This is a genomic window from Desulfosarcina cetonica JCM 12296, from assembly GCF_001311845.1.
In the GTDB taxonomy this organism is placed as follows: Bacteria; Desulfobacterota; Desulfobacteria; order Desulfobacterales; family Desulfosarcinaceae; genus Desulfosarcina; species Desulfosarcina cetonica.
Window position 1 is genome coordinate 30,465 of sequence record NZ_BBCC01000028.1, and the last position, 17,702, is coordinate 48,166.

20 protein-coding genes, 3 pseudogenes and 1 riboswitch are annotated in these 17,702 nt (G+C 56.6%); of the genes and pseudogenes, 16 read left to right on the forward strand and 7 right to left on the reverse strand.

All coding sequences use genetic code 11. The features are described 5' to 3' along the window. Window positions 1–4: 4 nt before the first annotated feature. The 3 genes and pseudogenes from JCM12296_RS50320 to JCM12296_RS08955 all read right to left on the reverse strand — a co-directional run bounded on the left by JCM12296_RS50320 (window position 5) and on the right by JCM12296_RS08955 (window position 1,826). Window positions 5–639: pseudogene (locus tag JCM12296_RS50320) on the reverse strand (LysE family translocator). A 26-nt stretch (window positions 640–665) separates the two neighbouring features. Further along, complete coding sequence (locus tag JCM12296_RS08950; RefSeq protein WP_054691669.1) at window positions 666–1,130, reverse strand: cache domain-containing protein; 465 nt, start codon at window positions 1,128–1,130, stop codon at window positions 666–668. A 162-nt stretch (window positions 1,131–1,292) separates the two neighbouring features. Next, window positions 1,293–1,826, reverse strand: a complete 534-nt coding sequence (locus tag JCM12296_RS08955) for a nucleoside deaminase (protein ID WP_083455981.1) — start codon at window positions 1,824–1,826, stop codon at window positions 1,293–1,295. Between the two features lie 98 nt (window positions 1,827–1,924). Here JCM12296_RS08955 and JCM12296_RS43905 point away from each other — a divergent pair, with 98 nt between their 5' ends. Next, window positions 1,925–2,065 carry a hypothetical protein gene (locus JCM12296_RS43905; RefSeq protein ID WP_246804096.1) on the forward strand — a complete coding sequence of 47 codons (141 nt, stop codon included), beginning with the start codon at window positions 1,925–1,927 and terminating at the stop codon, window positions 2,063–2,065. Here JCM12296_RS43905 and JCM12296_RS43910 read toward each other — a convergent pair. Continuing rightward, window positions 2,029–2,334: pseudogene (locus tag JCM12296_RS43910) on the reverse strand (type I restriction enzyme HsdR N-terminal domain-containing protein); the annotation flags it as partial. The gene JCM12296_RS43905 and the pseudogene JCM12296_RS43910 sit on opposite strands and share 37 nt — an antisense overlap. Between JCM12296_RS43910 and JCM12296_RS43915 the strand changes: the two are divergent. The 4 genes from JCM12296_RS43915 to JCM12296_RS08975 all read left to right on the forward strand — a co-directional run bounded on the left by JCM12296_RS43915 (window position 2,227) and on the right by JCM12296_RS08975 (window position 5,005). Continuing rightward, window positions 2,227–2,454 (forward strand): hypothetical protein, encoded by a 228-nt coding sequence (locus JCM12296_RS43915; protein ID WP_054691672.1) that lies wholly within the window; start codon window positions 2,227–2,229, stop codon window positions 2,452–2,454. The pseudogene JCM12296_RS43910 and the gene JCM12296_RS43915 sit on opposite strands and share 108 nt — an antisense overlap. Window positions 2,455–2,534: 80 nt before the next feature. Beyond that, window positions 2,535–3,590 carry a deoxyguanosinetriphosphate triphosphohydrolase gene (locus JCM12296_RS08965; RefSeq protein ID WP_054691674.1) on the forward strand — a complete coding sequence of 352 codons (1,056 nt, stop codon included), beginning with the start codon at window positions 2,535–2,537 and terminating at the stop codon, window positions 3,588–3,590. Between the two features lie 28 nt (window positions 3,591–3,618). Then, on the forward strand, window positions 3,619–4,242 hold the full coding sequence (locus JCM12296_RS08970; protein ID WP_054691675.1) for a CxxCxxCC domain-containing protein: 624 nt from the start codon (window positions 3,619–3,621) through the stop codon (window positions 4,240–4,242). Further along, entirely contained in the window at window positions 4,229–5,005 is a 777-nt protein-coding gene (locus JCM12296_RS08975) for a YkgJ family cysteine cluster protein (protein WP_054691677.1), read from the forward strand. The genes JCM12296_RS08970 and JCM12296_RS08975 overlap by 14 nt, the downstream gene beginning before the upstream one ends. A 24-nt stretch (window positions 5,006–5,029) precedes the next feature. Here JCM12296_RS08975 and JCM12296_RS08980 read toward each other — a convergent pair whose 3' ends face one another. Then, complete coding sequence (locus JCM12296_RS08980) at window positions 5,030–6,697, reverse strand: Na/Pi cotransporter family protein (RefSeq protein ID WP_054691679.1); 1,668 nt, start codon at window positions 6,695–6,697, stop codon at window positions 5,030–5,032. 387 nt (window positions 6,698–7,084) lie between these two features. Between JCM12296_RS08980 and JCM12296_RS08985 the strand changes: the two genes are divergently transcribed. From JCM12296_RS08985 to JCM12296_RS50325, 6 genes and pseudogenes are all read left to right on the forward strand, one after another. Further along, the gene (locus tag JCM12296_RS08985) at window positions 7,085–8,854 is read left to right on the forward strand and encodes a putative Na+/H+ antiporter (RefSeq protein WP_246804097.1); all 1,770 of its coding nucleotides are present in this window, start codon (window positions 7,085–7,087) and stop codon (window positions 8,852–8,854) included. 29 nt (window positions 8,855–8,883) lie between these two features. After that, window positions 8,884–9,708 carry a PAS domain-containing protein gene (locus tag JCM12296_RS08990; protein ID WP_083455985.1) on the forward strand — a complete coding sequence of 275 codons (825 nt, stop codon included), beginning with the start codon at window positions 8,884–8,886 and terminating at the stop codon, window positions 9,706–9,708. Further along, entirely contained in the window at window positions 9,675–10,697 is a 1,023-nt protein-coding gene (locus JCM12296_RS08995) for a sigma-54 interaction domain-containing protein (RefSeq protein ID WP_172683820.1), read from the forward strand. Before JCM12296_RS08990 ends, JCM12296_RS08995 begins: the two co-directional genes overlap by 34 nt. Window positions 10,698–10,961: 264 nt before the next feature. Further along, a complete protein-coding gene (locus JCM12296_RS09000) occupies window positions 10,962–11,396 on the forward strand; it encodes a hypothetical protein (protein ID WP_054691686.1) in 435 nt (144 codons plus the stop codon). Window positions 11,397–11,430: 34 nt separating this feature from the next. Beyond that, the gene (locus tag JCM12296_RS09005; RefSeq protein WP_054691688.1) at window positions 11,431–11,778 is read left to right on the forward strand and encodes a DUF2917 domain-containing protein; all 348 of its coding nucleotides are present in this window, start codon (window positions 11,431–11,433) and stop codon (window positions 11,776–11,778) included. Between the two features lie 59 nt (window positions 11,779–11,837). Then, window positions 11,838–12,041, forward strand: a pseudogene (locus JCM12296_RS50325) (GreA/GreB family elongation factor); the annotation flags it as partial. 63 nt (window positions 12,042–12,104) lie between these two features. On the opposite strand, the gene JCM12296_RS39730 reads toward JCM12296_RS50325, so the two are convergent. After that, window positions 12,105–12,290, reverse strand: coding sequence for a hypothetical protein (locus JCM12296_RS39730; RefSeq protein WP_054691691.1), 186 nt, complete (start codon window positions 12,288–12,290; stop codon window positions 12,105–12,107). 35 nt (window positions 12,291–12,325) lie between these two features. Further along, window positions 12,326–13,036 carry a universal stress protein gene (locus JCM12296_RS09015; RefSeq protein WP_054691692.1) on the reverse strand — a complete coding sequence of 237 codons (711 nt, stop codon included), beginning with the start codon at window positions 13,034–13,036 and terminating at the stop codon, window positions 12,326–12,328. Window positions 13,037–13,306: 270 nt separating this feature from the next. Between JCM12296_RS09015 and JCM12296_RS09020 the strand changes: the two genes are divergently transcribed. The 5 genes from JCM12296_RS09020 to JCM12296_RS09045 all read left to right on the forward strand — a co-directional run. Beyond that, on the forward strand, window positions 13,307–14,272 hold the full coding sequence (locus tag JCM12296_RS09020; RefSeq protein ID WP_054691696.1) for a class I SAM-dependent methyltransferase: 966 nt from the start codon (window positions 13,307–13,309) through the stop codon (window positions 14,270–14,272). Window positions 14,273–14,307: 35 nt separating this feature from the next. Continuing rightward, a riboswitch (cobalamin riboswitch) is annotated at window positions 14,308–14,522 on the forward strand. A 182-nt stretch (window positions 14,523–14,704) separates the two neighbouring features. Beyond that, a complete protein-coding gene (locus tag JCM12296_RS50330) occupies window positions 14,705–15,250 on the forward strand; it encodes an anthranilate phosphoribosyltransferase (protein WP_422698660.1) in 546 nt (181 codons plus the stop codon). A 2-nt stretch (window positions 15,251–15,252) separates the two neighbouring features. Continuing rightward, entirely contained in the window at window positions 15,253–15,957 is a 705-nt protein-coding gene (locus JCM12296_RS50335) for a hypothetical protein (protein WP_422698662.1), read from the forward strand. Between the two features lie 93 nt (window positions 15,958–16,050). Continuing rightward, window positions 16,051–16,539, forward strand: coding sequence for an alcohol dehydrogenase catalytic domain-containing protein (locus tag JCM12296_RS09040; RefSeq protein ID WP_054691704.1), 489 nt, complete (start codon window positions 16,051–16,053; stop codon window positions 16,537–16,539). Between the two features lie 108 nt (window positions 16,540–16,647). Continuing rightward, the coding region (locus JCM12296_RS09045; protein WP_172683821.1) for a nicotinate-nucleotide--dimethylbenzimidazole phosphoribosyltransferase at window positions 16,648–17,702 on the forward strand (1,055 nt) is incomplete at its 3' end.

Here is a 17,702-nt window from a genome sequence, read left to right on the forward strand (position 1 = left end):
TCGATCAATGGGCCTTGGCAAAGGCCAAGCGGATTCCCACCCCGATAAAGAGGAGACCGGTAAGCCGTTTGAGCCTTCCGCCGATCGTACTGCGGTGGCGGAAGCGCTGCGATAGCCGGCTGGCGCCATGGACCAGAATCAGGTACCAGATGCTGCCGGTGGTGAAAAACACCAGCCCCAACAGCATGAAGGGCAAGAACACCGTATCCGTCCGGGATGAGACAAATTGAGGTAGAAAGGAGAGAAAAAAGAGCGCCACCTTGGGGTTGAGAACATTGGTCAGCATGCCCTGCTGGAAGATCTGCCGATCGTTACGCGCGGTCATCCGATTGTCCGGCATCACATCGGCGCCGTTGGATTGAAGGAGAAAACGGATGCCGATCCAAATCAGATAGGCGGCCCCGGCAAATTTCACGACGGCAAAAGCATGGCGGACGTGGCCAGGATCACCGACAGGCCCAAGGCGGCCAGCAAGGTATGCACCCAAACACCGGTCATGATGCCGAGCACCGAGACAATGCCGGCCCGTCTCCCCTGGGCCAGGCTGCGGCCGATAATGTACATGGTATCCTGCCCGGGGGTGAGGTTGAGCAGGATGCAGGAGAAGACGTACAACGGGAAATCATGGATTCCAAGCATGAATGCGTCCTTTATCGGCCATGGGACTAGTAGAGCACGCCGCCCACGGATATACCCGCCCCAACAAAAAGATCCTTGCCGGGAACCCGGTAAATATAGGTCCGTTTTTTGGAGATCGCTTTCTTCCCCGGCTGGGGCCACATATATTCAACCCATCCATGTCCCGCTGTCCGGGCCAGATTGACGAAATGGACAAAAAACGCCTTGTTCGTCGGATCGGTCATCAGCAGGACGTGATCCATGTGGGTCAAGTCGGGTCGAAAGGGATGGGCGAGCATCTTTCCATCCAGATTCATCAAAAAGACATAGGAATCTTTCCAGACGAACGGCCCCTTCGGATCGCCGATAGCCTTGATCGCCGCATCCACACCTTGGGATTTGATCATGGCCGCCGCTTCATGGCATTTCATGACACACCCGTCCTCGGTCGCCGCCCCTGCTGCCCACGCGTTGACGACAAGCTGCCCGAAGATAAACGCCAACGCCACCATCGTCGTTTTTTCATGTCATCCTCACAAAAGGGTTGGGATTGAACCGATAGCGCAAGCTGTTCGGTCTAAAGCGGATGCCGTAGCAGTGCACTTGACCGACGCACGCCGCAGTAACGAAGGATGAAGCCTAACGCCGGCAGGCCCTTTTTGCGACGCCGTCGATCAAGGTACGGCCATCTGGTCGAGGGTATAGCGACTGAGCAGGCTGTCCGCCCAATAGCGATTCCCCGTACGGGTGAAAAACCGTTGAAAAAGAATCAGGCTCTCGCCGCGCAGGACACCCGAAATCACCGTGAGACGGGCATCGCGATAAAGTGGGGGCAGCCCGGCTCGGTCACACGCGCTGCCCCCGCCCATGACATCCTCGTAGGCATACACAACCCGGCCGATGCCGCTGAGCAAAATCGCCCCATAGCACATCAGGCAAGGCTCCATGGTACAATAAAGCGTCAACCGGGTTCGATCGACCAAGGGGGCATGGACATACAATTCCTTGAGCGTGTTGATCTCGGCGTGGTCGATTTCGTTGGGCGGGCCGGCGGCGGTTCCCGTTCGACATGAACGAACGAGCACCGCCGAATCGTCGGCAATCACACACCCAACGGGGAAATCGCCGTTGGCCAGGGCCGCCTCGGCCATCTCGAGCGCCGCCGTCATGAATTCCTGATCTTTTTGAGTAACGGTTTCGGGTCTCATGCAATCCTACAGGCGGTATCGTCACACGGACAACCACCATCGATTTCAAATGCGTAAACGATTCTGCCTCCATCTCCGCCCGCTTGGCCGGGATGGGCGTGAAGGGTGCCGTTGTCAACTGGCTCAACAAATCTTCCCGGGAGGGAATCCGTTCAAACCCGGAGGCGATCAACCGTCCCGTCTCGCCATCCAAGACATCGGCGTCCTCACCGTTGGTCACCACCACCACGGGAATCTGATACGGTGCCACCAAGCGGGAAATGGCCAGTGTGGGCCGGTAACGGGTCACCAACGACCCCGGTCCGTACTTGATCAGCATCATCGTCCGATCATCAAGCCCGACAACGAAGTCCACCCACAGCCGTCCCCGACGCTCTCCCGCCGCAACGATCAACAGGTTGTGCGGTTTGATGTCGGTCTTGCGATATCCCTTTTCATCGACCAGGAAGCGGGCAATTTTCTGACGATATTGTTCATCATGGGTCTCTTCCCGGACTTCATCGGTAATGAAATCACGGATGGTTCCCAATATCAAGTGATGTCCTCCCATCGCAACCCTTTCCATTCATCTGATGGTTTGCATTGGCCGACGGCGTTTCCTTCATTATCCGGCCAGCCGCCAACATAGCTATTTACAAAGCCTTTTGTCTGTGAGTACATAACGACTTTAAATTAATACAAGGTTCGAGAGACTACAACCAGGATACCATGAATCTCCGCGAGCAGTTTGAAAAACGCGAACAGAACTTCATGTCTCCGTTAGGCTGCCAAAGCGCCCAAAGCCGTGGCCGTGAACGGATGGAAACACCCTGCCCCATCCGCACCGTCTTTCAGGTTGACCGAGATCGGATCGTGTACTCCAACGCCTTCAGGCGGCTCAAACACAAAACCCAGGTATTCCTCAACCCGCTGGGCGATGAATACCGCACCCGGTTGACCCACACCCTGGAAGTATCCCAGATTGCCCGGACCATCGCCCGCGCCATGTTTCTCAATGAAGACCTGGCCGAAGCCATTGCCCTGGGGCATGACCTGGGCCACACCCCTTTCGGACACGGCGGCGAAACCGTACTGCAGGAGATCCATTCGCCAAACTTCTCCCATCACCGGCAGAGCCTGCGCGTCGTCGACGTCATCGAGAACAATGGTCGCGGCCTGAATCTGACCTATGAAGTTCGCGACGGCATTCTCAAGCACTCCAAGGGCTACGGCAAAATCATCCCCGACAATCCCGAGGAGCTGGCCTGCACCGTGGAAGGACGCATCGTACGCGTCGCCGACATCATGGCCTACCTGAACCACGATCTTGACGATGCCATTCGCAGCGGTGTGATTCAGGAAAGCCAGGTACCGGCCAATTGCACCCGGACGATCGGCAAAACACACCAGGAACGGGCCACCACCATGATCCGGGATCTGGTCTTTTCCAGCCGAGCGACCGACGGTGAACTTCACCTGGCCATGAGCGACGACGTCTATGATGCCATGACGACGCTGCGCGCCTTTCTCTACGAAAATGTATACCGCAGCCACCGCGTGCACCGTGAATTCATCAAGGCCAAAAAAATTCTTTCGGAACTGTATGCCTATTTTTTGGAAAACGAGGCGGTCCTGGAAAGCGAGCTGGCCCGCATGGGCATTGCCGGCTGTCTGCACAACGGCGAGGGCCGGGAACAGGTGGTGTGCGATTTTATTGCCAGCATGACCGATCGCCACGCCCTCGACCTCTATCAAAAGATCTTCTTTCCATCGCCCACCATCTGATAACCCACCGGAATACCGAGAGACGGATATGCCGCTGACCCTGCTGACACGTCGCGATCGTTACCGACCGCTGCTGGACCGACTGGAACGTCTGTTTCAAAACATGGATCGGGCCTACGACGCCGTGGCCGACCGGTATGGCTTTCATTGTGACGGTTGTGTCGACAACTGCTGCCAGACCCGTTTTTACCATCACACCCTGTTGGAGATGCTTTATCTTCAGGAAGGGCTGCGGACCCTGGCCGGCGACCCGTTGCGCGACATCCGGGACCGGGCCCAGGCGGTCAACCAACAGATGGCCGCCGCCGATCAGGCCGGCAGCAGTGCCCGCATCATGTGCCCGCTGAACCAGGACGGTCGATGCCGGCTTTATCCCCATCGGCCCATGATCTGCCGGCTGCATGGAATTCCGCATGAATTGCATCGTCCCGATCGGGGAATCATCCGCAACCCCGGATGTGACGCCTTTTTCGAGCAATGCCGAAAACAGGGAAAAACCGACTATATTCCCTTTGATCGCACGCCATTTTATCGGGAAATGGCCACCCTTGAAAAAAAACTGCGCCACGAAACCGGATACGCCAAAAAAATCAAACTGACCATCTCCCAGATGCTGGAAATCCTCACGGACAACGCCCATGAAATCCATTGACCCAGAAATGATCGAGAAACTGCCGGGCATGCCGCTCAAGGCCGGCGATACGTTTCACTTCCGTTGCCACAAGGACCTGGCCTGCTTCAACCAATGCTGCCGGAACCTGAATCTGTTTCTCTACCCCTATGACGTGCTCCGCTTGCGGCGGGCACTGGAAATGGATTCCGACCCGTTTTTGGAAAAACATGTGGATGTGGTCATGCGTCCAGGCAATCACTTTCCCGACGTGCTGCTACGCATGGCGGACAACGACGCCCAGACCTGTCCGTTTCTCAGTGCGGCGGGTTGCACGGTGTACCCCGACCGCCCCGATACCTGCCGGACGTTTCCGGTCGAACACGGCATGCTTTTCAAGGCACATTCCAACACATCGGAAAGGGTCAGCTTTTTCCGCCCCCCGGACTTCTGCCAGGGTCGGCATGAAACCCAGACCTGGACCCTGGCCAGTTGGGCCGACGATCAGGAAGCCGCCACGTACAACCAAATGACCGCCCGCTGGGCCGCCGTCAAGGCGCTATTTGAAAAAAATCCGTGGGATTCCAACGGGATGGGCAGCCCCAAGGGGAAAATGGCCTTCATGGCCGCCTACAATATCGACCGCTTTCGCGAATTCGTTTTTCAGAGCAGCTTCTTGAAACGCTATCGGGTGAAGAAGAATCTGGTGAAAAAACTGCGGGTCAGCGATCGGGAGCTGATGCTGTTCGGCTTCGAATGGATCCGCATGTTCGTTTGGGGGCTGCCTTCATCCAGCATCCGTTGACGGGCCGGCATGCCAGGATAGGCGCTATTTTTTACCCGCCACCGCCTCGGCGATGTTGAAGCAATAATCGCCGATCTTTTCCAAATTGGTCAAAAGGCTCACGTAGACAAGCCCCTGGTCGATCCCACATTCGCAGGAACGCAAACGCTGGATGTGTTCTTCACGGAACTGTTCCCGCAAGGCGTCGATGGTATTTTCGAGCCTGTCCGCTTGCTTCATGAAATTGGCCGGCCGCTGGCGCATGGCCGATGTGAGCAAATTCATGAACTCGGCCACGGCGGTGACCAGCTGTTCCAGGTTCACCATGGCCGAGTCGGTGAAGGTGAGGTTGTTTTCGATCATGTCCTCGATGGATTGGGCGATGTTTTCCACCGAGTCGCCGATGCGCTCGATATTGTTGGTCATGCGCATGAGGCTGGAAACCTCCTTGGCCTCGGATTCGCTCACATCGCTCTGATAGATGCGGGTCAGGTAGGCCAGGATTTCACGCTGCATATCGTCCAGATGGTTCTCCACCTTGCGCCACTTGGCCAGCTTCTTGTAATCCCGATCCCTGAGCCGCTTGACTGTCTTGCGGAACGTATAATTGGCCGTTTCGGCCATGCGCAGGATCTCGCTGCGGGTTTCGACAATGGCGGCGATGGGGGTGTCAATGAGCCGGTCGCCGAAGTTGGGCAGACGGTAATAGTCGATCTCATCCTCTTCCTTGGGGGAGAGCAAGATCGCCACCTTGATCAGCCAAGGGAGGATAAGGAGGAAAAAAGAGGCGTTGATCACGTTGAAGAGGGTGTGTCCGTTGGCGATATAACGCGCCATGTTGACAAGGTCGCCGCCAACCATCTCATCCACCGGCCCGGCACCGAGCATCAGGCTCATCTTTTCGACCAGTTTGACAAACAGCGGAAAAACACTCACCATGAGGGTCACGCCGATCACGTTGAACATGGTGTGGGCCCGTGCGGCGCGATGCGCGTTGATATTGTTGGACCCGATGGTGGCCAACTCGGCGGTAATCGTTGTTCCGATATTCTCACCCAAAACCAAGGCCATGGCACCGGGAAAAGCAAGCAGCCCCTGACTGGCAAGCGTCATGGTCAGGCCGATGGTGGCGGACGAGGATTGCACCATGATGGTCAATCCGGCACCGACCACCACGCAAAGCAGCAATCCATGCAAGGAACTGGGATCGAAGCGGGTGAAAAAATTCATGAAATTGGGATCGCTTTTGATCGGCGCAAGCCCATTTTTCATGACCGTCATCCCGTAAAACAGGATGCCGAAACCGAGGATGACATCGCCGATGTAGCGCGTCTTTTTCTGTTGGGTAAAGTACTTGAGCACCACCCCGACGGCGATGGCCGGCAGGGCCAGGGACTCCAGCTTGAAAGCGATCAACTGAGCCGTGACGGTGGTACCGATATTGGCCCCCAGGATCATGCCCACGGCCTGCTGCAGGGTCATCAAACCGGCGGTGACAAATCCGATGAGCATCACCGTGGTCGCCGACGAGGATTGCACCATCGCCGTCACCACCGTGCCGGTCAGGCAACCGAGCACCCGATTGGAGGACACGGCACTTAAAATGGCCTTGATCCGTTTACCGGCGGACATCTGCAGGCCCTCGGTCATCGTCTTCATTCCGAGGAGAAAAAGGCCCAGCCCACCGAGGGTCGTAATGAACACTTGCGTCATTGAATGCTCCGTTTCGGGCAAGCCGCTTCGCGGCGGCCATCTCGTCGTCCGATCGTGCCGATAAGGATATATATATTATTATTTCAATAGGTTAAATAAAAACGAAAACAAAATGTGGTTTGTTCTTACCATATGCCGGTCAGAAGTCAAGCGACAATGGAACGGCGTTCAGGGCAATCGCACATGGCATTCGATAACCGTTGCGGACAAATAAAGGGCCGGGCGCAGGCGCGCCATTGCGACTTCCGCTTGCCCTTGCGTCGTGTTTTTTTTTAATAATGAATTTTGCGGTATTTGGCCGCTTCAATCCGCGGCAGGCAGGCGCCCCCTTGTCGCCAGGTTCAGGAGAACGCATGTGAAAACGATCCCCCTAAGACTGATTCTTTTTTGGTATTGGCTTTCGCCACCGTCGCCATGGCCGCCGGCGGTTCGTCAGGCACCGCGCCTGCATTTCCGCCCAGTCTGGACAGCTACGGTGACGGCCACATGGACAGCATTCCCGGCATCCTCGCCAACCGGATCCGCCAGGAGCCCTTCAACCTGATCGCGACCCTGATATTTATCGGGGCCATCGTACATACGTTTCTCACCGGCCGGTTCATGGTGATCGCCCACCGCTGGCACCATGACCACGCGGAAAGAATCAAAAAAGGCATGGCACCGCGTGAATCGGTCCACCACGGGGCCGAATTGTTTCATTTTCTGGGTGAAGTGGAAGCGGTGTTCGGCATCTGGGCCGCTGCCCTGGTAGGCGCCTTGGTGCTCTATTTTGACTGGCCCACCGCCAAAAGCTACGTCATTCACGGGGTCAATTTCACCGAAGCGATGTTTGTGGTCGTCATCATGACGCTGGCCGCCACGCGGCCGATCCTCAGGCTTTCCGAGCGATTGATGTGGAAGGTGGCCGGCCTGCTGGGCGGATCACTCACGGCCTGGTGGTGGGCCATCTTGACCATCGGCCCGCTGCTCGGGGCGTTCATCACCGAACCGGCGGCCATGACCATCGCCGCCATGCTGCTTGGCGAAAAGATCTATGCTCTGTCGCCTTCTAAAAAATTCAAATACGCCACCTTGGGCCTGCTCTTCGTCAATGTCTCGGTGGGCGGCACCCTGACCAGTTATGCCGCTCCGCCGGTCCTGATGGTATCGGGCCCCTGGAATTGGAACACGGTCTTCATGTTCAGCCACTTCGGCTGGAAGGCGATCATCGGTGTCCTGTTGGCCAATCTGATCTATTTTCTCCTCTTTCGCAGTGAGTTGAAAGCCCTTCAGGCCCCCTTTGCCATGGAGCGTCTCAAGGATGAAATCCAGCAACGCTATCTCAAACGGCAGGATGTCGAAGCACAGTTTGACGCCTGTGCCAGCGAGTTCGAAAACCGATATAAAATCGTGGAACAATTCTCCAGCCAGCTCGACGACGCCCGCCAAGCACTGAATCAGCGACTCGAACGCGAGGCCCTGGTGGATTTGAAACAAAAAGGCATCGATCCTGAAACGGCCCGCACGGCTTTTCGGGAACGCAACCAGGAAATCCAACTGCGACGCATGCGCAGGGACCTTCCCGGCCTGCTGCCGCCGGAAGAGCGGCCGCCGTTCATCGATCCGGACTGGGACCATCGCGACGACCCGATCCCCGTGTGGGTGACCGTCGTGCATCTGGCGTTCATGGGCTGGACGATCCTGAATGCCCACGACCCGGCCTTTTTCATTCCCGGGATCCTCTTTTTCTTGGGCTTCGCCCAGGTCAGCGCGCCCTACCAGAACCGGATCAACCTGAAGCCCGCGTTGCTGGTGGGCTTTTTCCTCGGCGGTCTGGTCATCCACGGCGGGCTGCAGGGGTGGTGGATCGAACCGGTCTTGAGCAACCTGAGCAAAGTTCCCCTGATGCTGGGCGCCACGATTTTAACGGCCTTCAATGACAACGCCGCGATTACCTTTCTCAGCACCCTGGTACCTGACTTTTCAGATGCCATGAAGTACTCTGTCGTGGCCGGCGCCGTGGCCGGCGGCGGGCTGACCGTTATCGCCAATGCGCCCAACCCGGCGGGCCTGAGCATCCTCAAGCCTTATTTCGACGATGAGGTCTCGCCCGGCGGCATTTTCCTGGCCGCGGCCATTCCGACCGTTGTCATGTGGTTGCTTTTTCTTTTCCTGTAAGAAGAAGTATTTTCGAAAGTAAACCGGCCATGAAAAAGAAACCTCCAGCAAGCGGAATTTCCCAAGATACGATGATGCTTGATAATTGCCGGCCGCTATCTGTTTCAGCGGCACCGAATGCTTTAACCGAACGCATAAAGGAGCTGAACTGTCTGTACGGCATTTCAAACCTGTTAGAAAACCAGGACGTGTCGCTATCATGGATCATGCAACGCGCCGTCGAACTCATCCCCGCGGCCTGGCAATATCCGGATTATGCATGTGCACGCATTAGAATTGACGGCCAGGAATTCAAGTCCAGAAATTTCAAAACCGCGCGTTGGCACCAAAATGCACAAATTATTTTAAATGGAAAACACGTCGGCGCCCTGGATGTCTATTACCTGAAGAAACCACCGGCATGCGACCCGGGCCCTTTTCTTGAGGAAGAAGGCCACCTGCTACGGGCAATTGGGGAACGATTAAGCAAGGTATTGTGGTTAAAGCGCTCTGAAGAGGCCTTGAAGGAAAGCGAATCCCGTTATCGCATCCTTACCGAGCAGGTGGCCGAAGGTGTCGCCCTGGTCCAAGGTCTTCATTTTCAATATGTTAACCCCGCTTTTGGCAAAATATTCAAAGTCCCATCGGCTCAGGAACTGATCGGCCAATCGTTGCGTGACCTTCCCGCGACGGTCCCTGACGATATCGCCCGACTCTATGGCGCGGTGGGAAACGGAATCATCGAAAAAAAGTGGAAGATATTTTCATGCTCGATCGGCCGGATAAGCGCATTTGGATTCAGGTCTGCCATAGTCCGATCGTATTCCGGGGGAATCCCGCATTGCTGTCCACGTTCAAGGACATCACGGAAATAAAAGAACAACAGTTGGCCGCACAGCATATGGCAGATCAATTGGATAACGAAAACCGCGTATTGCGATCTTCTTTGAAGGAACGCTTCAGACTTGGCGGCATTCTTGGCCACTCTCCGGCGATGCAGCAGGTGTATGAGTTGATCCTCAAGGCCGCGGCGACGGATGCCAACGTTGCTGTTTTTGGGGAATCCGGTTCTGGCAAAGAACTCGTTGCCAGAGCCATCCATGATTTCAGCGATCGTAAAAGTAAACGCTTTGTGGCCGTGAACTGTGGCGCACTGCAGGAGTCCTTGTTTGAACGGGAATTTTTTGGACACCGTAAAGGTGCTTTTTCCAGCGCCCATGCCAATTCTCCAGGGTATTTGGATATGGCCGACGGTGGGACTTTGTTTTTAGATGAAGTGACCGAGTTGACCGTCAATATGCAGGCCAAGCTTTTACGCGCGATCGAAGGCGGCGGCTACCATGCCGTGGGTGGCACCGAACCGTATCAATCTGATTTCAGGATTATATCAGCGTCGCATTCGGCTTTGGATAATCATGTCGGCAAAGGTTTGATGAGAAGTGACTTTTACTACCGCATCCAAGTAATCCAGATCCAGCTCCCCCCTTTACGCCTTCGAAAGCAAGATCTGCCATTGTTAGTCGAGCATTTTTTGCGACAAATGAAAGTACCCGCTGCAATGAAAAGAGTTCCAGGACACATCATGGACGCGATAGTTTCCTATGATTGGCCAGGAAATGTTCGTGAATTGCGTAACGTCCTGCAAAGATACATCACTTTGGGACACCTTGATTTTTTGTCTCCCGGGCAAACGCAAAAAGCATTTGCTGCAAGATCCGATTTGGATCTTCGCAAGGCGATCGAACAAGTGGAAAAAGATCTCATCTCCAAAGCGTTAAGTCAAGCCGATGGTAATCGGACAAAGGCCGCCGCCTTGCTGGGTATCTCTCGCAGAGCGCTTTTCAGGAAGTTGTCCCCGCCTTGAGTGCCATAATCGCCCATTCGGGCGATATCGCACACGCAGATAAAACGATTTAAATCCATCGGGTTAAACAAAACCGCCGGAATTCATCGCGGGCGATTTCGCCCAGTCTCATCTTTAGGCCATCTCCGGCAAACCATTTTTATTCAATAATTACAGGATTTAATCAAGTAGCATGGCGACTGGCATCGCCCTTGCTCAACGATACCGTTCAGAAACAATGCATCAAGAAAACGTAAAATGGCAATAAACGAAAGGCATTATTCGATGAAACCCGATCCTTTTGGAAACCTTACAGACTGGGCACCGGTTATCGACCATTTCGAGGAATTGGCAAATGGTGGTCAGCTGGAAAATATCCAACCTGGCATTATTCGAATTTTGCGTTTCAAGGGAAATTGGCGGCTTCGCGAAGTGGTGCTTAAGCGTCTTGGAGAAATCAAGGTTCCTTCAAAGAAATTGATTTTTGCCGTTCTCGCCATTTTGACGGATGACAACGTTTATTATGATGCCAGAGTAATCGCAGGCGATACACTTTGCGATCTGTTGCAAAACGGCCAACCCGGGCATTGCGATGAATTCATCACATTGGTGAGAAAGGCCGTCGAAAAACTCAAGACAAACATTCAGCCGCCTTTCTTTGATGATACGTTAAGCCGGCTTTGCCGGGCTGCAGAAAGTCGTACTGTATTGGAAAATTAACTGCGAGAAAGTGGACGACTGAAAGGAATCAGCAATGAAACACCGAATCAATGACAATGGAAACGCGTTGAATGTTCATCAACACTTTTTTCTGGCAAACAGCCCCCATCCGGACACGGTGATCGATTTGACTGCCGGCCAGAAGTGGCGGCTAATGGGTAAACGTAAATACCAAACGCTGTTTTGCCTTCGTGGCCGGGTCTGGATCACGCAAGAACGTGACATCCGTGATTACGTGCTCGAAGAGGGTGATGCCTTTATCGTCACTCAGCGAGGATTGGTGATCGTCCGGGCCATCAGCCAGGCACGTATCGGCTACGCCGAAAGCATCGCGCCATTGCAGTCGAAAGGATATTTCCGGCAAACCTCAATTGAATCGTAGGCTGTCGCCGGCGTTCAGGAAGGCTGCGCAGCAACGGAGGCACAATGGATCTACACAAAATGAAGGGCACCCCCTCAAGCCCAGAAAAAACCTGTACGGTAAAAGTAAATGCTCGGATATGCATAAAAGATGTGGATAGCGATGAAGTGTTCACCTTTTGTCTCGTTCCACCTGAAAATCTCGATGCAAGAAACGGCAAAATATCAATTTTGACGACCTTGGGCGCTGCCTTGATCGGCAAAGCTGTCGGAAATGTGGTCACCTGGCGGGCGCCTCCGGTCCTAGAAGATTTAAAGTGCAATCTGTATTTCTTGACGAAGCGATGCTCAGGGAACCACCCACAACGCACCGTCGGAGAATTGATTGACCAGGAATCGGCTGACGCTGCCGGTAAAAAACTGCTTGCCCATGCCCCGTCGACCGACCACCAGGGTACCGAACCCGCCTTTGCGATAGGCTTCCAGGACCGACTTGCCGACCCTGAACCCGCCGTCCCGCACATCGACACGCACCTGCCGCTCCTCGATACCGGCATCCTTGAGCTTTTTCAGGGCATGCGCAAAAAAGCGGTCGATACAGGCCTTGCCGCCCTGTTGGATGACCGCTTCGAGATTCGAGGTGTCTTTTTGGTTGAAGTCGATGGGGCAAAAATCACCCAACCGGGGAGCGACATGGAAAAACGTGATCGAAATTTCGGAATTGCCGCCCAGCATGAAGCCAGGTGGTCCACCGCCCGCAGAGAACTCTCCGATCCGTCCACCGCCACCATCACGGCATTCGAGGGTCCTTTTCCATCCACCAGCCAGACGGGAATCAGCTGCGAATTGTCCACGATATTGGTGCTCACGCTGCCCATGAAGACTTCCGTCAATCCTGAAATTCCCCGCCGCCCCACGACAATGGCATCGTAAACCAGGGCCGTTCCGTATTCCAGGATGTCCTTGCCCACACCGAATTTCCGGGGCAGCGACATCGGCTGGACATTATCCTCCGGAACGCCCAGGGAGACCATCAGCGCCTTGTAGCGATCGAGCATCGTCCGGGCCGCATCGTGACTGTTGCGCATCAACTTCTGCAGTTCGGCGTTGGCGCTGGGTTTTGTTCGGGCTTCATCCAAAAGGTATTGGGAGATCGTCGGTTCAACATGGAAAAGCACATGATTCATCTCATGAACCGTACCATGCAGTCCGGCGGCATAGCGCAGGGCATTTTCCGAATGCCGGGAATCATCCACAGCGACCAGCACTTTCTTTTTCATAACGCGTCTCCTCGAACGAATGGGTGGGGGGTGAAGGATCAATGGAACATGCATTTCAGGGGCCGGCTGTTGAATGGTGCCGGGTGGAAATGGCCGCCCCTAAAAATATCGTAAGGGAAATGCGAAACAACTGTAAAGTCCAAACCACCGAGGTGCCAACGCGGTCATCCATGATTATGGTAAAATTTTGACAGGTCACCGGACCGGTTGACAATTCAGGCGCGAAAGCCATATGAACGGGCATTTTGATTACCAAAATCGATGGAGCGTATGAACGACACCCCCCTTCCCGAGCATTTCACGCAGCAGGCCGAGATGCTGGCCAACCGCGTCAAGAAACGCTTCAAACATCTCTACAAGCGTTTCGCTCGCCAGCAGATCGATGTTTTCCGACTCTATGACTGGGATATCCCCGAAATCCGCGCCGTCGTCGACTGGTATGGCGGCCACCTGGTCGTGGGCGAATACATGCGGCGCCAATCGACGCCCGCATGGCTGCCCCTGATGGGCCGGGCCGTGGCGGACGCCATGGAGGTGCCCGCCGAACGGTTGCATCTCAAGCAGCGCTGGGCCGGCCGGCAGGACGGCAAGCGCTACGAACGAATCGATTATACGGACAAGAAAATCGTCCTGCGCGAACGGGATCTGCGGTTCCTGGTCAACCCGTACGATTACGTGGATACCGGGCTCTTCGCCGATCATCGCGATACCCGCCAGATGGTCCGCGAAATGGCCGCCGGCAAGGATGTTCTCAATCTGTATTGCTATACGGCGTCTTTCTCCTGCTATGCCGCCAAGGGCGGTGCCCGCAGCACCGTTTCGGTGGATCGGTCGAAGAGCACGATTGCCTGGGCCGGTGAGAATTTCAAGCTCAACGGGATCGACCCGGAAAGCAACCGGCTGGTGCACGCGCACACCTTCGACTTTCTGGCCAAGGCCCGCCGCAAGGGCCGGCAGTTCGATCTTGCCGTGGTGGACCCGCCCTCCTACTCCACCACCAAGGTCCGCAACGCGGCCTTCGACATCCTCGTCGACCACCCCCGTCTACTTTCGATGGTCGTGGAGCTGTTGCGGCCCCAGGCCACGCTTTTTTTCTCCACCAACCATCAGGATTTCATCCCCCGCATGGAAACGCTGCCCGTGACCCGGGTGGAGGAGATCACGGAGCAAACCATTCCCGAAGACTACCGCAACAAACGCAAAACCATTCACCGCTGCTGGCGCATCACGGTTTAAGTTTTCCCGGAAATTGACAAGCGCCGTCTTTTTACGTTAAGGAGACGATAACAGGTGCGGGAATGCGTGACGTCGCGCATCCCGTTAAAAGGAAAGATGGTGTGATTCCATCGCATACCAGCCGTTGCTGTGATCGGGAACGACCGCCGCACGATGCCACTGTCGACTTATCGTCGACGGGAAGGCGCGGTCAGTAGGAACTAAAAAAACGCCCGTAAGCCAGAAAGCCTGCCTGTTGATTGCCCGGCGGTACCTTAATAAAGGCCGCCACCACGGATACCCGCTGGAAACTGTCCGTATCGTTTTCGTCCGGTCGTTCAGGCGAAGGGATACAGGCATTGGCTGCCGCGGGTTTTTTCATGGCATGCCCCACAGCGCCCCCCACCCCCTGTCCGGCCCATTCATTGATCTGCACAATGGAGTCAGCAGCCCATGATCACGGACAAAACCTTCGGAACCTGGATCACCCGTCTCATCGACCGCCAGAATCTTAGTCGGGAAGAAGCCCGAGAAGCCTTTACCACCATTTTGAACGACGGCACCACGGCCATGCAGCAAGGCGCCTTTCTCGCCGCCCTGCGGGCCAAGGGCGAAACCGAAGCGGAAGTAGCCGGCGCCTGGGAGGCGATCTACACCTTGGACACGGTCAAGGTGGATACGGCCATGGGCCTGCCGGTAGTGGAAAACAGCGGCACGGGCATGGACAGTTTCAAAACCTTCAATATCAGCACGGCCGCCGCCATCGTGGCCGCCGCCGTGGGCGTCTCCATGGCCCGCCACGGTGCCCGCGCCATCACCTCGGTCTGCGGCACGGTGGATATGGCCGAAGCCCTGGGCGTGGATGTGGAATGTGATGCCAACCTGGTGGCGCGCAGCATTTCAAGCGCCGGCATCGGCCTGTTCAACGGCATGAGTCCCAACATCCACCCAAGGCCCTGGGACGCATCCTCTCCCAGATCCATTTCGGTTCGACCCTGAATATCGCCGCTTCCCTGGCCAACCCGGCCATGCCCCGCATCGGGGTTCGCGGGGTCTACGCCCGGAAAATGATCGTACCGGTGATCCGGGTGATGAAGGCCATCGGCTACGCGCGCGCCATCGTGTTCCACGGAGCGGTGGATGGCACCGGCAAGGGCATGGACGAGGCCTCGGTGTGCGGCCCCACCTGGTGTGCGGAGCTCACCGAAACGGGCGAGTTCCACGAATACCAACTGCAGCCCGCCAAATTGGGTCTGGCTGTCCATGATCCGGCAGATCTGGCCCCGGAAAACGATCTCAAACGCGAGTCAAAACGCTTCGTGGCCCTGATCCAGGGCCGCGAAAACGGCACCGGCGCCCGCCGTCAGGCTCTCGAGCTCAACGCCGCGCTGATCCTGAAAGTGGCCGGCAAGGTGGATACGATCCCCGAAGGCATGGCCTGTGCCGCCAGAACCATTGACGATGGCAAGGCCTTCACCACGCTGGAAGCTGGGTCGCCGCCCAAAACCGACAGCCGACCGATGGCCTGGCACGGCTGCGCGGATTATTGGACTAAAGGAGAGGATCACGACCATGGAACTGCTGGTCATCAAATCAGGCGCCCGCTATCTGCGCATCAAAGCGGGCGAATTTACGCTCGTGGGACTGGACAAGGCCAGTGTTTTTCCCATGGCGCAACTGGAAACGGTGAAAGTCCATCTGGCTGACGCCACGCACCAGGGAATTCATGCAGCCGTTATTTACCGACTGATCCTCACGGAGGCGCCACTGGACGAAAAACCGCAAGAGGAGCCCGCCCGATGAAACTGGTACTAAGGGGTTTGGAACGGATCGCTATCGAACCGACAGCGGCCCTTGAGGCCAAAACCGGCATGACCCGGCTCTTCGTGCGCTACTGCGGGATCTGCCGCACCGATGCCAAGATGTGGCACGAGGGACACCGCGACCTGGTCTTTCCCCGGGTGCCCGGGCACGAATTGTTGGCCGAAGACGAAGAGGGCCGGGCCTTCACCGTCTGGCCCGGTCGCGTCTGCGGCCACTGCCGGTATTGCACCGGCGGACGCGAAAATCTCTGCGAATCCATGCAGATCATGGGCTTTCATTTCGATGGCGGATTCAGCCACACGGTATTGGCACCCACCGAAAGTCTGATTCCGGTACCGGCGGCATCGCCAACCATCAGGTTTGCTTCGCCGAACCGGTGGGCTGCGTCCTCAATGCCCTGGAAGCCCTCGACCTGCAAGCGGGTGAACAGGTACTGGTTTTCGGCGGCGGCACCGTCGGCCTGATCGCCGCCCTGGCGGCAAGGGAAAAAGGCGCCATACCGCTGATCATCGAAAAGGACGCCCGCAAGATCGCCAAGCCGCCGCCTTTCTGGCGGCGCCCAGATCACCGCCTTGCGCGAAACCCACCAAAGTGAGTTCGACGCGGTGATCAACGCCTGTCCCGATCCCATTGCCTTCAGCCAGGGAATCACCAAGCTGGCCAAGGGCGGCCGGTTCTCCTTTTTCAGCGGCCTGAAAAAGAACCAGACCATCGAGAGCAATTTGCTCAACCTGCTGCACTATCGCGAAGCCGCCGTTTTCGGCGCCTATGGGCTGACCCGCCGCGACATGAGGGCCGCCCTGGAACTGATCGGCCGCCACCAGGCGGCCCTGGAACATCTGGTGGAGGCCATCATCCCGCCGGAAGCACTCCCCCAAACACTTCCCCGCGTGCTGGCCGGCGAGCTTTTCAAGGTAATCCTGGATTTTACGGGAAATGCCGAAAAACCCAATGCGGTTCAACCCCAAACCACCCCGATCGCGGATTCGGTCATATCCTCTGGGCCATCCTCCGGCCTTTACCGGCGGGTCCGTGACGCCATCACCGCGCCGGCCACCGAGAACCTGCCCGCCGCGCGGGAAAAGATGGACAACAAGACCAAGCCCCTGGGGGCGCTGGGCCGCCTGGAGGAGCTGGCCATCCAGATGAGCCTGATCCAGGGCACCCTTTCCCCCCGCATCGATCATAAGGCCCTGTTTGTCTTTGCCGCCGACCACGGCGTCACCGAGGAAGGCGTTTCGGCGTATCCATCTTCGGTCACCGCCGAGATGGCCAACAATTTCCTCAACGGCGGCGCGGCCATCAACGTGCTCTGCCGCCACCACGGGATCGAAACCTGTATCGTGGATATGGGCATCGATGCCGATCTTTCGCCCCATCCGAACCTGATCGACAAGAAGATCGCCCGCGGCACGCGCAACTTCGCCCTGGCAGCAGCCATGACCCGGGAGCAGGCCGTCCAGGCCCTGGAAGCCGGCATGCGGTGCGTGATCGACGCCCACGCGAAAACGCCGCTCGACATCATCGGGTTGGGTGAAATGGGCATCGGCAACACCACGGCCGCATCGGCGATCATCAGCGCGGCCACCGGGATCCCGCCGGAAACCGCCACCGGCCGGGGAACGGG